This is a genomic window from Pedobacter rhodius (genome assembly GCF_027213645.1).
GTDB lineage: Bacteria > Bacteroidota > Bacteroidia > Sphingobacteriales > Sphingobacteriaceae > Pedobacter > Pedobacter rhodius.
Genome location: NZ_JAPWGL010000002.1, coordinates 734,282 through 751,379 on the forward strand (window position 1 = coordinate 734,282; position 17,098 = coordinate 751,379).

Sequence of the window (17,098 nt, forward strand, 5' to 3'; positions counted from 1 at the left end):
AAATCTTTATCAAAGTGTTTGGAAATTAGAACCTTTGCGCATACGAAATCGTGATCAGGATGCACCAGTTCCAACACCACTTTTTTTATGTTACCCGGCCACATAAGTGTTATACCAAAAAAGCCGGAACGGGCATGCCCACCCGCTTATCAACTGGTAATTTCCCGGTCTTTTTTAATGATTACCAGTTCAGGTTAACCAATTTTTCGGCTCCGCTTAAATTCAATGTCTTGATGTTACAGTAAAGACATGAAAATGATTCAAGTTTGGACAAGCCAAGAATATTTACTGAAGACAACTTATTGTAATCAGCCGCAAAATATTTCAGCTCAGGGAACTTACTAAGATCAAGATTCTGGCCTATCTTGTTTTTACTTATTATTAACGAGCTCAGTCTCGGGCACATACTGATTCTGAAATCTGCTATGTTGTTATTCGAAACATCTACCTCTTGCAAACCGGGTTGGTTACCGATAATCAAACTGCTAAATTGATTATACGCTAAGTGAAGTTTGGTGAGTTTTTTGAATGGCGACAGGTCAATTGTTTTCAGGTTATTGCCAATCAAAGATAAATGTTCCAGGTTAATACATCCCTTTAAATTAACCGTTTCCATACCACCGCCAATAAGATACAGGCGTTTTAAGCTCAACATTCCCTGAAGATCAACACTGCTGACCTGATTTTTATAAGTTCCGAATTCTTCTAGGTTGGAAAACTGCTTTATACCTTCCATCGAAGAAAAAGGGGTATCTTCAAGGTAAAGTTTAGTTATCTTTTTAGCTTCTGATACATCTATTTCCCCATCATTGTTCGCATCTACTTTTTTCTGTATTAGTGCGCGTTTAAAATTTGGATCCGGAAACTTTATTGTCTGTGCAAATGAAAAGGACAAGGAAAACAGCATTGCTGCCGAACATGAAAATAGCCTAATGAACATACGCTTTACATTTATAATTTTACTTGGATAGTCTGGCCCTCAGCTGTAATTTCAACGATCTTTTTCACCAGATCGCTTGTATTATAAAATAATTTAAAATCTTCATAAATGGGTTCAGTAAATGAACTCACCTGCTGCCCGTGAACATTATAGCCAACAGTGGTTGATGTACCAATCTCTCTGGACCTTTTTTCCATCTTTCCCTGCTGCACGATGGTTTGCAAGTAATATTTCCCGGGCTTTAAGTTTCGGAATTCAAAGCTGCCATCTTCATCCGAAGCTTTTGCAAGTACACGGTACGAATATGCCTCCGGCGACATCATGGCTAACGTTTTTCCGTTTTTCTTCTGCAGGTCGTACCACTCATTAAAATAGGCGGTACATGGGAAAAGCGTTACGATGATACCTAAAAAAGTATTGTTTAGGTTTTTCTGTTTTTTTGCCACTACACCTTTTATTACGCTGGTACCACTATTAAGCATATTTCCGGCTTGCATCTTATCAAAAACTGCAGTGGGAAATACCGGAGTACTTTTTTCCTGGGCTTTTACTACAGCACATAGTAATAAGTGTAAAATAATACAAACCGTTAGTTTCGATTTCATAAAATAATGAATACGTTTTCTTGTGAATTTAAGCTTTTGTGAAATATTACAATTACTAATTGGTAATAAATAATAAAATACCTTTACCTGCTAATAAGTATATGATTGAGTGTAAGCATTTGCATAAGTTAGTGTTGCACTTATATCGGGTTTCACTTCACCATTAATTACCGGTTTTACAATAAATGAAAATGTATGAGATGCTGTACTAGAATAACCGCTCACGTTCATAACCACGGTGGATAAAGGAGTTGTAGTTTCAACGGTTACACCCTCTTTAAGTTGCGCATAACTTAGTTGTAAATTTATTTTATTGGCCTGTTCTACGCCATTAATCTTAAATATTGTTTTAGCTTGTCCTTGTGCTTGTGCACCCGTAAAAAGTACATTAAAATTATCACTCGATAAAAGGTTTGAAGTTGTGATGGTAAATTTTGCACTTTTCAATTTATTGTAATCATCTAAGTTGTCTCCATCACTTTTCTTTTTACAACCGTTGAGGCTTATGGCTAAAGCAGCAAATAAACATAGAATTAAATTAAACTTTTTCATAGATAAATTTTATTATGTAAGCCTACTCTTTTTGATTACAGTTTTCGGCACCCCTGTTCAAAAATATGATGATTCAAAATTAGGGCTAGCCAAATCGCCAGACAATGACTGGTAACAGTCATTTTTCCGATTTCTTTTTCCTTTTCGCCAGGAACCTTTAATGCCCGGCCGGGAACAGGGCTGAGTTGATGAGCAGACGACTGCGTGTAATCTACAACATTCTTTTACCTCAAAACCACGATGGCTCATCGATCAAAATGCTTTAATCCATTAACTAAGGTAGATTGTAGCTTACAATATATTGTAATCTGTCTCTTCTATAATTTAGGCGCTGGCCAATGACTGAAACCAGTCATTTTTAACATAAATTTTTAAAAAAGAGATTTTATCACTAAAATTTGTAGATATGATGAAATTAATACTTTGTTCAGTTTTCTTTTTTGTTGTATTTAAGAATGAGATACATGCTCAAAGAAAAGCTGATACTAAGTATCGGGACAGCTTGGCGCTAACTTTGAAAAGTGATGTTTCGAACGCAGCCAAAGCAAAAATTTGTTTCCTGTTAGCCGACGACTGGGCCTACACAGATTCAATTAAGGCAAAATCTTTCCTTAACCAAGGCAAAAATTACGGAAAAGGAGACAAATTTATTGAAACACTTGCCATTTACTATTCAGCACGATTATTAGCAAGCAATAATCCGGTATTAGCAACCCGAATGTATATGCTTGCAGAGCAGAAATTAGCACCTTATCATACAACTGAAGCCTTTATAGCCCGTTCAAAGTGCTGGCATGATTACTCCAAATTGTTGCATCATGAAAAAGATGATGCTGAAAGTTACATAAATATCTTATTGAACAAGTCAATTCCCCTGGCAATTAAAGCAAATGACAGTACCTATATCGGTAAAAATTACCTCGATGTAGCCATCGGATTTAAAAACCTGACGGAATTCAAAAAAGCTAAATATTATTTAATTAAAGCGGTTGATATTTTAGAAAAAACAAAAGGTTCTGTCGAATACCTGGCATCTGCTTATCATACGCTGTCTGAGAATTACTCTTTATCAGGCGAATCACAAAATGCGGCTTTAATGTTAGAACGGATGCGAAAAATATTGACACCCTATCCTGATTCTGAATTATGGCTGGATTATTATGCAGGTGAAGCCATGCGGCTAACCATTGCAGAACAATTTGATAAGTCGCTTAGTGTTGCGAATAAAGGGATAGCATTAGCTCAAAAATTAAAAGAAGTTTACCCTGAACAAAGGCTTTTATTGCAAAAATTTTATGCCCTGTATAACAAAAAGGATTTTTCGCAAGCTAAAGATGTTGCTATTGATCTGACGAAAAGAAAGCCGTTTATGAATATTTCTGTCAATAGGATACAAATATTTTATGCCTTAGCAAAAACATTTGAGGAGTTGAAAGATAGCGACGGAGCCTACGAATGGTTAGAGAAATACAGCAAACTAAATGATAGCCTGGCAAAAAGCAACCTCGAAACAAAAGTGAATGCTTTGGAAATTAGGTTTCGAAATGCTGAAAGCCGGAAAAAAATAGCTGCCTTGAATGCGGCAAATGAAAAAGCAAACCTGGATGCAAAAAATAGCCGGTTAATCAATTGGCTGTTAGGCTCTATCAGCTTATTTATGTTTATTGTTTTTGCTTTAACTTTCTTTTTTTATCAGAACAGGAAAAAGCTGGAAGCTCAAAAAGAACAGGTTAGAGTTAGCCGGGCGATGTTGCTTGGCCAGGAAAATGAGCGTGTCAGGCTAGCCCGTGACCTGCACGATGGATTAGGCGGCATGTTAGCTTCAATCAAAATCAACCTTTCCGATTTTGCCAGTGAGAAAAAAATAAGTGACGCTGATTTAAATCAAATTATTAAACGTTTAGATAGTTCAATTAAAGAACTTCGGCGTATTGCGCATAACATGATGCCGGAAATGCTATTGAAATTCGGCCTGGAATCTTCATTAAGAGATTTGTGTGCATCATTGATATCCGAAACGCTACAGATCAATTTTCAATGCTTGGGTATCAGTCCTAATCTTATCATTCAGGAACAAATTGCGATATACCGAATTGTGCAAGAACTGCTTAGTAACGTTGTTAAGCATTCAAATGCAAAAAATGCGTTGTTGCAATGCTCACAAGATGACCAGGTTTTCTTTATTACTATAGAAGATGATGGCAAAGGATTTAATCCCGATGGTTTAGCCGAACAACCCGGCATCGGTTTAAATAATATCAAAAGCCGTGTTGCTTACTTAAATGGTACATTGGAAATACTATCAAAAGATAGTCAGCCCGGAACGTCTATTAATATTGAATTGCATGTTAAATCCTAAAACTAAACTTGCCATCGTTGATGACCACCCGATAGTTATTGAGGGGCTTTTAAAGCTCCTGAGCAGAAAAAACGAATTCGAAATTGCCGGAACGTTTACTAATGGAAATGATTTTGTTGAATTTTTAAAGTTGAATGAGCTTGACATTGTTCTTTTAGACATCATTCTACCCGATATCAACGGGATTGATTTGTGTAAGAAGATAAAAGAAATATCGGCTTCGACAGTAGTGCTAGCTTTAAGCAACCATGAAGAACGCAGTGCTATCATGAAAATGATTGAAAACGGCGCAAGTGGCTATCTTCTTAAAAATGCATCTGTTGAGGAGTTAATGCATTGTATTAGTGAAGCTTTAAACGGCCGTAAAAGCTTTAGCAAAGCCGTTACAGAAATTATTGCAAAACCCGAATTATACACCACTTCTTACACTAAATTAACCAGAAGGGAAATAGAGATATTAAAATTAATAGCTTCTGGAATAACGACACCAAATATTGCCAGGCAGCTGTTTTTAAGCAAGTTTACGGTTGAGAATCACAGAAAAAATTTACTCCAAAAACTCAACGCTAAAAATGTTGCAGAATTAATAAGTACGGCTTCACAGCATAACTTATTATAAATTAATTATTTCCGGAATAGCTGCATCCCATTAATCGCCAAAATGTTGAGATATGCAAATGTCTGGGTATATTAATTTGTCTCGGCGACTTTTGATTACCATTTTTGGAGGTCAGGAAAGAAAAAGTATTAACGAAAAATCCTTTTCATTTGTAAACAATGCCAATCCATAACGTAAGAATAGCAGCGGATTTTAAAATACTTATTTTTTTAAAACACAGACCTTTTTATATTCGATAGTTTCTTGTTAGCAATAAACCACTATTATTTTATACACCGTTACCTGCAGCCGTTGGTTTTTGATAAATCAATTTCCTATTTCAGGACAGGAATACTTATAGAACTATCGGAATACCACCTTATTTTCATTGGTATTTCAGCATCTTTTATGGTTTCGCTACCGACGTTTTTTCCTGTACCATAGTTAATTTCATCGTACGGGTTTTTATTAACATTTAAAATAATAATCAATCTACTCCCTTTATTAATTTGTTTGCTTACCATTCGAGTATTATTAAATGGGATTATTTCTTTCAAATTGGGTCTTAGTAATTTCCTCTTACTGTTGTCGTTTGCGTAACTGGCACGGCCTAAATAGCGTGTAAGATAAAAGTATTTTCCATTGGGCATTAATTCGTAAAGCGCAACCGAAACATCCACATCCTTTTTGTTAACAGCCAATTTTAAACTACCTGAAAAAGAACCGTTAATGCTGAATGATTGCTCAAACGGGCGTGTGATAAACACCAGCCCGTTGCCCGAATCTAATGAGTCATTTACAATATTGGGTGTGTAATAACTGTTTTGTGCATTCCTGTTTTTATAATCGACAATTTGAGCCAGAAAGTCTTTAGAATCAGGTTTTTTATCTGTTAATGAATACAAAGTTTTAATTTTGTTATTACCCAGATAAAAGGTGAGTGTGTCGTTGTTCATTTTATCAAAGGAAGAAACATGTTTCCATTTATTTAATCCCATTACCTCATAGTTAATTCTATCCTTCAGCAAATCAGGCTTCTTTCCATTTTTTAAAACATAATCAAACCACTGATAAACCAGGCCATTAATGTCAATATTTGCAACACTGTCTATTTTGTAGCCTTGAAGGATAGGTGATGGTTTGCTGCGCCCGCCTCTATGGTCGTAGGGACCAATTACTGCATATAATTCATTATTTGTATTGTATTTGTAATACGCTTTTACATACTGTAAATCTCCGATTTGATCTCCGTCATAATATCCCGTTGTGGTAAGAATAGGAATATTAATTTTTTGATATTCTTTAGGCGTAGGAACTAATGATTTCCAATAAGAATCATAAAAAGGATGTTGAAGCCATTTTTGAAAAATGCGGTTAGGTCGTTTGGCAAGACTATCCAGCGAGCGAAAAGATGTGCCAAGCTTATACCAATTGTCATACAGATCATTGGGCAATGGTTCATTTCCCAAAATACTATTGCTCCAATTTAAAGAAAGCGGGGTGGAATATACATTGTTTTCCATTGGGGTATCGTAGCCTGGCATTAGAGCTACCTGCGGAACAATCGTTTTTAATGCCGGATGTATATTTTTTACGGCCGACCATTGTACAAAGCCAGTATAACTACCGCCATACATGCCAACACTACCATTGCACCATTTCTGTTTACTTATCCAGTCTACAACATCATAAACATCATTACTTTCGTTTTCATAAGGCGTATAGTTTTTTAAATCGCTACGAATACCACGGCTGTAAGCAACAATACCCACATAATCTCTGTCAACGGAATTCTTTGCGAAAATGGCATCTCCAGTGCCCTGGGAATATGTCGTAAAGAATAATATAGCAGGAAGTTTTTGTGTTTCTCCTTTTTTTCGAACTATTGTAGCTGAAATTGGAAATCCACTTCTTGTTGGAATTAACACGCTGTCTTGTATGGTGTAATTAAGGTTCTGAGAATTTGTTTGTTGAGCAAAAATTACCCCACTAACAAATATTAATACTATAAGTACATTGAATTTTTTCATATTAGAGTTCATCTTTAGCTTACAGGTTAACTTTATCATAAATTAAAGTCAGATTCGATTAAAATTACATTTTCTGATTTATTCAAAAGATTATCCGGCTAATGCATCAACTTAAATCATATTGACAAAAAGGTTTACTGGTTATCCGGTAAGCTTTTCCAAAAAAATCAGCTCTGTTAGTTTTCTTTTTTTGGTTCTGGACTTATATTTTCTTCTTCAACGGAAAAAATAACGCTGGTTATTTTCCACAGCCCCTTAGTTTTTATTAAGCCCCAACTTTCCGATCCCCAGTTCTGTTTCTTCCCGTCTATCCAAAAACTGTAATCAAAAGTTACCGAGGCAATAAAACCATCTTCGTTAATTTTTACATTATAAAACTTTTCTTCGTATTTCGATGCATCATACATACTGCGTATAAAGCTACGGTAATCGCTTAAAAATAAATCTCCGGCTTTGGGATTCTTTTTCAAATCCTGTAAATGGCTTTTTTCCTTTACGACCCCAACCCATACAATTGGATCTTTGTGAAAGAGTGGATAAAAAGCAACACTATCTTTTTTTATTACACAATTCATAAAAGTATTCAATACATTTTGTATCTGCACTTTTTCTGATAGTTGTTGGCTGTATGCTATTTGTGCTGCGTTTAAAAGGAGTAAAAATGAAAGTATCTTTTTCATCAGTAAATAAATTTAAGCGTATCGGTATGTGATGGATCGTTCCAAAATTAAGATTGGCCCCGCCGCCACACAATGACTGTAAACAGTCATTTTCACTGAACGATTATCACTAATATATTGCTTAAATGCTAACTGAAACCAGTCATTTTTAAGAAAAATGCGATTTAAAGCGTATTTATAACTGACATTTGTGGTTATAACAGAATCAGTTCTTCTGTTTCTCTTTCTGTTTCATGCATTTCTGTACGGGATGCATAATTAAAAACATTGCTTAAAAAGAAGTTAGCCTAAACAGCTTCTGATAAAAACTTTATAAATGCAAAAAATAAATATAAGCAGTTATTCCGGGAACAGCAATAACGATGCAAAGGTAGGCACGAATAGACCTAAGCTTTTCTTTTTATTTAAAAAGAAAGTATTCAACCGTAGATCTTTCACCTGTCTCTACATCATTTTACAAATAACATTTAGCTTTGCTCTACAGGCTCAGCCGAAGCGTGCTCAAGCTATTTTACTGGCCGGTAAATTTGCGGATAGCCTGATGAAAGCCCAACATATACCTGGCCTGTCTGTCGCCATCGCTTTAAAAGGTAATCTCATCTGGAAAGAAGCATTCGGCTACGCTGATTTGGATAACCAGGTAAAAGTGACTACTGATTCGCGTTTTCGTGTAGGCAGCGTATCGAAATCCATTACATCAGTTGCCCTTGCTAAAATGAAGGATGAGGGAAAGATCGACATCGAAGAGACCGTTGGACACTACTTACCAGTGTTTGCTAAGAAAAAATATCCTGTTACTTTAAAGCAACTGGCAGGGCACCTGGGCGGCATCCGTCATTATAAGGATAACGATCCCAGTGATTATATACACCAAGAACATTATACCGACGTCCCTTCAAGCCTCGACATATTTAAGAACGACAGTCTGCTGTTTGAACCAGGTACTAAATATTACTATTCCTCCTATGGCTTTGTGTTGTTGAGTGCTGCGATGGAGAAAGCTGCCGGCCATAATTTTCCTGACCTTATGCAAAAGGAACTTTTTTACCCCCTGCATATGACCAAAACTATGCCAGACTATCAGGATAGCATTATCAGCGGCAGAACCGCTTACTACCAATGGAGTAAGGAAGACCAGAAGGTTGTACGCTCACCATTTGAAGACTTAAGTTATAAATGGGCGGGTGGCGGCTTTTTGTCTACTCCAACCGACCTGGCATTGATGGGATCGGCTTTACTTTCCGGCAAATTTATCAAACCGGCTACGGCCGAATTGATGATGACCAGTCAACAACTAAAAAACGGCAAGAACAGCGGGTATGGGATGGGTTTCAGAATAGGTACAGATAGTAAAGGCAGGAAGATAGTTCATCATGGCGGGGTAGCCCTGGGCGGGCGTGCCTTTCTATTGCTTTATCCGGATCAGAACCTGGTTATAGCGGTAACTACGAATCAAGGCGATGCTCAATTTGGTGAAAGGCATTTAGAAAAATTGGCAAACCTCTTTATCGAATAAAACAATTCTGATAAATCGGCATTAAAGCAATTTAACAACTAAAAAAATTATTTTTTATTGCCGTATTGAGTTTTTAACATGCGCATTAACAACCTTGCGCCGTTTATGGTTTCTTCAGTAAAGGAATTTGTAAAAATAACATAACCGATAAACGCTTTTCTATCTATATGCACTAACGAATAATACGTTCCGGCCGTGCCCGAATGTGTTGATAAGCTTTTATTGTCTTCATAAATATTGAACCATCCTAAAGAATAATTGGGTATCCCTTCGTGTATAAATTTATAGGTAGATGCTTTCAGGTAATTATTTTGCCCTTCAAGTCCCCTCAAATTCATTTGGATAAATTTAACATAGTCCGGTAATTCGATATTGATATCACCGGCAGGCTCTGTGTAATCTAAATGAAAACCGGTATTTGATGGAACGGGCGTTAATTTGCCGTTTTCATATGAATGTCCCCACGTATCTTTTTCTGACTGATTATCAGGCCAGGAAAGTTTTACGTTTAATTTCAGATCCTTATTAAAAACCTGGTTTACGAGTTGTTCCCAGGTCAGATTTGTAACCCTTTCCAACATCAAAGCCGCAAGCGTGTAGCCTGCGTTTGAATATACAAACTTGTTATTTGAGTCAATTTTTGCTGGTTCAAGGGTCAAAACAAACTTTCCGAATGCTGCTCTCTTTTGTTGTCTGCTACCTTTAAAATCAGGCACAGTGGTATCCCCTTCTCCCTGGAAAGGTTGTATAAATGCCTTGTGCGATAATAAATCCTGAAGCGTTATACCGTCATATGCCTTTTTTGAACTTTTTTGCCATTCGGGGTATATATCAAAAAATCTTGTATCCCATTTTAATTTTCCCTTTTCTACATATTTTGCAATGATAAAAGCAGTCATCGCTTTAGTGTTGGATCCGATATGAAACCTATCATTTAACGTTGCTGTATCATTTAAAAGGATTGAATGATAGCCAATTGCAGCGGCGGTTATTACCGACCGGTCAGTTACAACGGCGTAAGCCAGTTCCGGAATATGATTTGCTTTCCGTAAAGAATCGGCATATCTTATCTCTGGCTGAGCAAAGCTATTTATAGAAAGAAAAGCGATTAAGGCAACTATCGTTATTTTTATCATGGTTTTTAATACTATAATTACTACAGACTAATTCTCTTTGGAAACATATCGAACTTGTCATAATTGCAAATTTCAGGGAAAAAAATATAGCGAGCACATGTAATTGAAAAATGACTGCTTCCAGTTATTGATTGATTTAACGGCCCACGACCCCGGACTGATTCTCCTGTTAAACCTTCGCGAAGCCATAATAGTCATTCATGCACATCTCTATACATACAATTTTTTTTTACCTCATTTCTCTTTTACGCAACACTTTTTAGTAAAAAATATTTTCTAAAAATATAATAATTTAGCAATTAATTATTGTTTTACAATAATTAATTATTAATTTTGGTTTTAAATTTAATGTTTACCATATGAAATTAATCCGAATTATCTCTACATTCTTATTCTACATAGCCCGGGTTTTCTCTGGTGGTTATATTTTAACCGCCCTGCATGTGCTATTATCCGTATCACTTAAACTTTCAACTCTGGAAATACTGAAAACCGGTCGCTTCATTATTTATTATCCATTCACAAACAAACGTTTTCTATTAGGCTCTTCCTATACGAAAAACTACATTGCCGAGATGATCCTATTAATTACCTTTTACGGTACCTTTTTCTGGTTATTGAGCGATGTGTTTAAAACGTTCAGGCAAAAAAAATTATTTACCATAGCCGGGATTGCCAGGCTCAGATTATTTTACGTCACGAATCTGATTATATGCCCGCTTCTTTTTTACATTTTAAGCTTATTTTCTGTTGAAGATTACCCCTATCTTGTAATGGTAACTGCACATTTCATAATGGGCGTATTTGCACTATTTATCGGTGCAATATTTCAACAGGGGGTAAATTTGCAAAAGGACCAGGACTTATTTATTTGACCATGCCAATAGTAATTAATGTAGACGTAATGCTGGCCAAACGAAAAATGCAAAGTAAAGATTTGGCAGAACAACTGGATATTACACCAGCTAATTTATCCATTTTAAAAACAGGTAAAGCCAAGGGTATCCGGTTTGATACGCTGGAAGCAATCTGCCGTATATTAAATTGCCAGCCAGGCGATGTATTAGAATATGTAGCAGACTAAATCCATATCATATTTAATAATTTGAAAACGCTTTAAAACAAGGCAGTGCATTGTATTGCCTAAAATTTACGAAACAAAATGAATCATTTATCCATTAAAAACATCAGCAAAACCTACAATACGGGTTTAAAGGTCATCAATAACATCTCGCTTGATATTAAGAACGGGGTTTTTGGATTATTAGGGCCGAATGGCGCGGGCAAATCATCACTAATGAAAACCATTGTGGGGTTACAACACGCCGACAGCGGGACAATTACTTTTAATGGCGCGGATGTTTCTGCAAACCCCAACGAGATCAAGAAGCATTTAGGCTTTTTACCGCAGGATTTTGGCGTGTATCCCAAAACCTCAGCATACGATTTGCTGAATCATATGGCCATTTTAAAAGGTGTTACCAATGCTAACGAAAGAAAGGAACAGGTGTTAGCCTTACTGGAAAAGGTAAACCTTTTTCAGCAACGCAAAAAGGAGGTGTATACTTTTTCGGGGGGGATGCGGCAGCGGTTTGGTGTGGCTCAGGCGCTGCTTGGCAACCCTAAAATTGTAATTGTTGATGAACCCACTGCCGGCCTCGATCCGGAAGAAAGAAACCGGTTTAATAATTTATTGAGCGAAATAGGTACAGAAATTATTATCATCCTGTCTACGCACCTGGTAGAGGATGTACATAACCTCTGCGCGAATATGGCGGTTATGCATAAGGGTTCAATATTGGTACAAGGCAACCCGGCCGACCTTATTCACAAACTGAATAACAGGATTTGGCAGAAACAAATCAATAAAACTGAATTGGCGTATTATCAGAATGAGACAAATGTAATTTCATCTCAATTTACCGCCGGTAAGCTTAACATACGGGTGCTTACAGACAACCCTCCGTTTAATTTCCAGTCTGTACCTCCAATGCTGGAAGACGTTTATTTCGCTACGCTTAACCCAGTAAATACCTGATTATGAAAGCAATATTTCTTTTCGATATACAAAGTTATTTTAAAAGATGGTCGTTTTGTGCCATCCTGGTCTTGATAGTAGCCGCGGGGATATTCGCCGGACAAAACGCACGCTTCTCCGTAAGTGAAAATATATTTGATAACTCCCCTTACCAAATCAGCTTTATTACCACGCTGATAAGCTTAACAACGCTGTTTTTTAGTACCCTGTTTGCCTCGCAATTATTGTTCAGAGAAACCGACGCCCGTTTTGAACTTATAATTTTCAGCACGCCGATAAAAAGAGGTCAGTTTGTGGCAGGCCGATATTTATCCTTATTGGTTATGAGTTTTTTATGTACGCTGCTTTTGATTATCAGCTTTTTCACAGGACATGCAATGAGCGATCATGCAGCAAAAAGTACAGATTTTTCATTGGCCTGGTACCTGTGCCCGATTGTGCTTTTTGCGCTGATCAACACCATTTTCACCATGTCAATTTTAAGCTTTGTTGCTTGGTTTACACACAATAAATTACTGGTATACGTGAGTGGTTTGTTATTGTATATATTTTATATGGTAGCGCTGATTTACTCAGGCTCTCCGTTTATGGCGCAAAGCATGCCCCAGTCGGAGCAAGCCCAGTTTATCTCCGCTATATTTGATCCATTTGGCTTCTCGGCCTTTTTTTACCAAACGGCCCATTGGTCGGTATCGCAAAGAAACACACAAATGGTATCGTTAACGGGTGTTTTTTTGATAAACCGTTTAATGATCGTATTGATTTCTGCCGGACTAATCTTTCTGGCATCTAGACGGTTTTCTTTTACCAGCACCAATAAAAATTCAAAGACAAAATTTACAATACCGTTAACTGACGAAAGCGCAATCTCCACAGACTATCAACCTGTTAAAACCCGGCACCACTTTCACGCCCAGGTACAGGCTTTATTTTCTTTCATAAAAATGGACCTGATATATTTATTAAAAAGTATCCCTTTCGTTTTAACCGCCATGGCCATTTTATTTTTTGTTGGGATGGAAATGTATGCGGAGATTGAAAAAGGAATCCGTATACCGCAAAAATATGCAAGTTCCGGCTTAATGGTAAGCACAATTATTCAAAACTTTCACGCGCTATGTATGGTGGCAACGTTGTATTACGCACATGAAATATTCTGGAGAAGTAAAAACTCGAACTTCAATCTGATTGAGGATAGTGCCGCTAACACAAAAACCGGTTTTTTTGCAAAATGCCTTTCCCTTAACATCCTTATTTTACTATTTACTTTCCTGATGATTGTTGAAGGAATTGCATTTCAGCTTTTATATCATTATCCATTTATTGATTGGACAACTTATTCCTACATATTTTTATTTAATACTTTACCACTGCTGCTATTATCCTACCTGATTTTGCTGTTGCAGAAGATGATCCGCCAAAAGTATATCGGACTGGCCGTAACGGCATTGTTTGCTTTTGTGATGGCAACCCCTTTAGGTAAAAAAATAGTTTCCTTTCCCCTAGCTAAATTTTTACAACCTTTTAGCGGCGATTACAGTGATATGAATGGCTTTGGTACTTATGCCTTGGCCTATGCAGAAAGGTTATCATTTGGTTTGGAACTGGTCGTATTACTCATCATCATCTTTAATACGCCTAAACGCCGGCTAGCTAAATGGCCCCTTATTATCGGGTTAATATTATTGGGAACAATCCTTTTTTATACCGGGAAGGATGTAATAGCAGGATATCGTGCCAAAGATGTAAATGCGGACCTGCAGGCGCAGGCTGCCTACGAAAGATCATATAGAAAATATCAGCGCATGCCCATGCCGACTATTACGGCTGTTAAAACAACCGTAAATCTTTTTCCCGAAAAAAATGCTTACCAGGTAAGGGGCACATACACAACAGTAAATAACACAGGTAAAAATATCCGTACCATTCTGGTTAATTTCGATGATGATTTTATTATTAATCATGCCGTATTCACTTTCGGTACAGAGCGGATTTCGGTTGAAAAACCACATCAGCTAATTGAATTGAAAAAAGCAATTTTACCTAAACAGAAGGCGGAGTTTGATTTTGATATCAGTTACCAATGGAAAACAGTGAACGGTCACCAGTCTTTTAACGCAATCGTCCAAAATGGTTCATTTATGCGTATTAGCCGTTATTATCCGCAGTTTGGTTATTTGCAGGCAAATGAGATACAGGATGAGCATAATCGCAGGCAATACCAGCTGGGCGCTATTACGCCTGTTAAAGCTTTCAACGCCCCGAAAACTTTTAACAACGATTTTATAGACCTCGATATGACTGTTTCAACTTCAGTCAATCAAATCGCTATTGGTGTGGGCGAATTAACAAAGCGGTGGAACAGCAATGGGCGCAACTATTTTAATTATAAAACAACATCTCCTATACCATTTCGATTCGCCTTATCATCTGCACAATACGCTGTAAAAAAAGAAATCTACAAAGGCAAAAAATTTGAGATCTATTACCATCCATCGCATTATGAAAATGTAGCGCACTTGTTGAAAAATGCAAAATTGACTATGGATTATTGTGCGTTAAATTTTGGGCCCTGCCCGTTCAATACCGTTCGTTTCGCTGAAGTTTCCAGCTTTACTAAAGGTTTTGCCGCAACTGCATATCCTGCAACTATTTATATGACAGAAGATATGTTGTTCCATGCCAATATAAATGGAGACAAACAGCAAGATGTTGTAAATGAATTGGCCGGGCACGAACTTTCGCATTTTTGGTGGGGCAACAACCAAATCGCTCCAGATGAAAGAGATGGCGCAGCCATGCTTACAGAATCTTTTGCCATGTACACAGAGATGATGATGCTGAAGAAAATGTATGGTAAAGAGAAATTAATGGATAAAATAAAAATGCACCTGGGCATTTACCTAGACGAAAGAGGTTATTCGAACGAAGAGCCCTTATATCAGGTAAAAAATGATAATACCTATATTTCCTATTCAAAAGGTGCTGTTATTATGTATCAGTTAAGCGAGTTGATAGGAGAAGCAAAAGTAAACCTCGCATTAAAAAATTTCTTAACGAAGAATAAGTACCCCAATAAAAATCCTATTACCACAGATTTTATTAAGGAATTATTTTTAGTTACCGACATAAAATTTCATTCTAAAATTGAGGCGATGTTTACAAAAATTGAGGACCTAAGCAACTTAAATATAAAATAAAGCATCATTTCGATAGCACATAAATTCTATAAACATATTTCACAAAACGCAGCGACCAGGACGGCACAGGCGTTATTGGACGATTTCCCGACAAATTTTATTTCTGTGATATTCAGATAAATAACGGGCTCATTCCTTTAATGGCTTTTATTCATCCCTTCAGAAAATTTTCCGTACATATAAGGAATTTAATCTCGAAGGGGCAATCTCCATTTATTAATTTTATAAAGTTAATGTGGAAGCTTCTCCCGGATAAGCCCATAAACCCAAGTCCCGGCCACAGCACTAAAGAGTGTAATAATGCTCAACAAAATTCCACTGCCAATCTGGGCAAATATTGGTCCCGGGCAGGCGCCAGTCAGTGCCCATCCAATGCCGAAAATTAATCCGCCGTAAACATTACCCCAATTAAATTTTTTGTCCGCAATTACGACAGGTTCTCCGTTAAGTGCTTTTATTTTAAATTTCTTTATTAAAAATATAGATACCATCGCTACGATAATGGCACTTCCGATAATGCCATACATATGAAACGATTGTAACCGGAACATTTCCTGTATGCGGAACCAGGAAACGACCTGCGATTTAATCAGTATAATGCCAAACAGCATACCCGCTATTACAAATTTTATATTTTTCATTATTTTAAATCGTTAAAGTTTTAGAAGAAGGGGTAACAATAGCCATGAAGTGGCAAAACCGCCTGCCATAAAACAGCAAGTGGCAATAAGAGATGGCCATTGTAAGGAAGAAATCCCCATAATGGCATGACCCGATGTACATCCACCCGCATAACGGGTTCCAAAACCAACAAGAAAGCCACCAATAATGATAAAAACAAATCCCCTTAATGTAAGAAGCTGTTGCCAGTTGAAAATATCTGCAGGAAGGAGTCCGTTGAAATTTTTTATACCCTGTGCCTTTAATTGCTCAACAGTATCAGAACTAACCTCAACCCTACCCGGAACGGATAGAAAATAAGTTGCAAGAAAGCCGCCTATCATAATCCCAAAAACAAAAAATAAGTTCCACTGTTCTTTTTTCCAATCGTACTTAAAAAAAGAAATTCCTGCAGGAAAACAAGAGGCACAAATGTGTCTTAATGAAGCAGAAATTCCGAATGATTTGTTGCCTAGTATTAATAGCAAAGGCACAGTAAGTCCGATGAGGGGGCCGGCAACATACCAGGGCCAGGGTTGTAAAACATCCATTATTTATTCAATTTATTAAAACAGATAACAAAATTCAATAAGCTTATTATCAACTGTACGTGGTCGATAAAAACAATTTATTGAGATAAGAAGTCGAAAATAGGAAAAAGGCAATTATAAATTTATAATCTCAAAGGCATTTTTCAATCCGGAATAAGCGATTAATGGATATATATTTAAAATACTTAGTCCTCGAAAAAAAAGAATTTAGACAAAAACTAATGACCATTTAA

Annotated in this window: 15 protein-coding genes; 7 read left to right on the plus strand and 8 right to left on the minus strand. The window is 36.8% G+C overall.

Annotated elements, in window-relative coordinates; all coding sequences use genetic code 11:
• Nucleotides 1-181 precede the first annotated feature (181 nt).
• The 3 genes from O0931_RS08505 to O0931_RS08515 all read right to left on the minus strand — a co-directional run bounded on the left by O0931_RS08505 (nt 182) and on the right by O0931_RS08515 (nt 2,097).
• Complete coding sequence (locus tag O0931_RS08505; protein ID WP_269415136.1) at nt 182-940, minus strand: leucine-rich repeat domain-containing protein; 759 nt, start codon at nt 938-940, stop codon at nt 182-184.
• Between the two features lie 11 nt (nt 941-951).
• Complete coding sequence (locus O0931_RS08510; RefSeq protein ID WP_269415137.1) at nt 952-1,545, minus strand: hypothetical protein; 594 nt, start codon at nt 1,543-1,545, stop codon at nt 952-954.
• Nucleotides 1,546-1,635: 90 nt separating this feature from the next.
• A complete protein-coding gene (locus O0931_RS08515; protein WP_269415138.1) occupies nt 1,636-2,097 on the minus strand; it encodes a hypothetical protein in 462 nt (153 codons plus the stop codon).
• 406 nt (nt 2,098-2,503) lie between these two features.
• On the opposite strand from O0931_RS08515, the gene O0931_RS08520 reads away from it, so the two are divergent.
• Both O0931_RS08520 and O0931_RS08525 read left to right on the plus strand, forming a co-directional pair.
• Nucleotides 2,504-4,456: a tetratricopeptide repeat-containing sensor histidine kinase gene (locus O0931_RS08520; RefSeq protein ID WP_269415139.1), complete on the plus strand. Its 1,953-nt coding sequence runs from the start codon at nt 2,504-2,506 to the stop codon at nt 4,454-4,456.
• Entirely contained in the window at nt 4,443-5,075 is a 633-nt protein-coding gene (locus O0931_RS08525) for a response regulator (RefSeq protein WP_269415140.1), read from the plus strand. The genes O0931_RS08520 and O0931_RS08525 overlap by 14 nt, the downstream gene beginning before the upstream one ends.
• A gap of 314 nt (nt 5,076-5,389) precedes the next feature.
• On the opposite strand, the gene O0931_RS08530 is transcribed toward O0931_RS08525, so the two are convergent.
• Both O0931_RS08530 and O0931_RS08535 read right to left on the minus strand, forming a co-directional pair.
• On the minus strand, nt 5,390-7,084 hold the full coding sequence (locus O0931_RS08530) for a CocE/NonD family hydrolase (RefSeq protein WP_269415141.1): 1,695 nt from the start codon (nt 7,082-7,084) through the stop codon (nt 5,390-5,392).
• A gap of 176 nt (nt 7,085-7,260) precedes the next feature.
• A complete protein-coding gene (locus tag O0931_RS08535) occupies nt 7,261-7,764 on the minus strand; it encodes a hypothetical protein (RefSeq protein ID WP_269415142.1) in 504 nt (167 codons plus the stop codon).
• Between the two features lie 541 nt (nt 7,765-8,305).
• Between O0931_RS08535 and O0931_RS08540 the strand changes: the two genes are divergently transcribed.
• On the plus strand, nt 8,306-9,280 hold the full coding sequence (locus tag O0931_RS08540; RefSeq protein ID WP_269415143.1) for a serine hydrolase domain-containing protein: 975 nt from the start codon (nt 8,306-8,308) through the stop codon (nt 9,278-9,280).
• Nucleotides 9,281-9,327: 47 nt separating this feature from the next.
• Here the strand turns inward: O0931_RS08540 and O0931_RS08545 are convergent, their stop codons facing one another.
• Nucleotides 9,328-10,416 carry a serine hydrolase domain-containing protein gene (locus O0931_RS08545; RefSeq protein ID WP_269415144.1) on the minus strand — a complete coding sequence of 363 codons (1,089 nt, stop codon included), beginning with the start codon at nt 10,414-10,416 and terminating at the stop codon, nt 9,328-9,330.
• A 359-nt stretch (nt 10,417-10,775) separates the two neighbouring features.
• On the opposite strand from O0931_RS08545, the gene O0931_RS08550 reads away from it, so the two are divergent.
• The 4 genes from O0931_RS08550 (at nt 10,776) to O0931_RS08565 (ending at nt 15,654) form a co-directional block, all read left to right on the plus strand.
• Complete coding sequence (locus tag O0931_RS08550; RefSeq protein WP_269415145.1) at nt 10,776-11,291, plus strand: DUF2975 domain-containing protein; 516 nt, start codon at nt 10,776-10,778, stop codon at nt 11,289-11,291.
• 2 nt (nt 11,292-11,293) lie between these two features.
• The gene (locus O0931_RS08555; RefSeq protein WP_269415146.1) at nt 11,294-11,500 is read left to right on the plus strand and encodes a helix-turn-helix domain-containing protein; all 207 of its coding nucleotides are present in this window, start codon (nt 11,294-11,296) and stop codon (nt 11,498-11,500) included.
• Nucleotides 11,501-11,578: 78 nt separating this feature from the next.
• On the plus strand, nt 11,579-12,454 hold the full coding sequence (locus tag O0931_RS08560) for an ABC transporter ATP-binding protein (RefSeq protein WP_269415147.1): 876 nt from the start codon (nt 11,579-11,581) through the stop codon (nt 12,452-12,454).
• 2 nt (nt 12,455-12,456) lie between these two features.
• On the plus strand, nt 12,457-15,654 hold the full coding sequence (locus O0931_RS08565) for an ABC transporter permease/M1 family aminopeptidase (RefSeq protein WP_269415148.1): 3,198 nt from the start codon (nt 12,457-12,459) through the stop codon (nt 15,652-15,654).
• 230 nt (nt 15,655-15,884) lie between these two features.
• Here O0931_RS08565 and O0931_RS08570 read toward each other — a convergent pair whose 3' ends face one another.
• Together O0931_RS08570 and O0931_RS08575 are read right to left on the minus strand one after the other, a co-directional pair.
• Nucleotides 15,885-16,295 (minus strand): DUF6691 family protein, encoded by a 411-nt coding sequence (locus O0931_RS08570; RefSeq protein ID WP_269415149.1) that lies wholly within the window; start codon nt 16,293-16,295, stop codon nt 15,885-15,887.
• 12 nt (nt 16,296-16,307) lie between these two features.
• Entirely contained in the window at nt 16,308-16,865 is a 558-nt protein-coding gene (locus O0931_RS08575) for a YeeE/YedE family protein (protein WP_269415150.1), read from the minus strand.
• Nucleotides 16,866-17,098 lie beyond the last annotated feature (233 nt).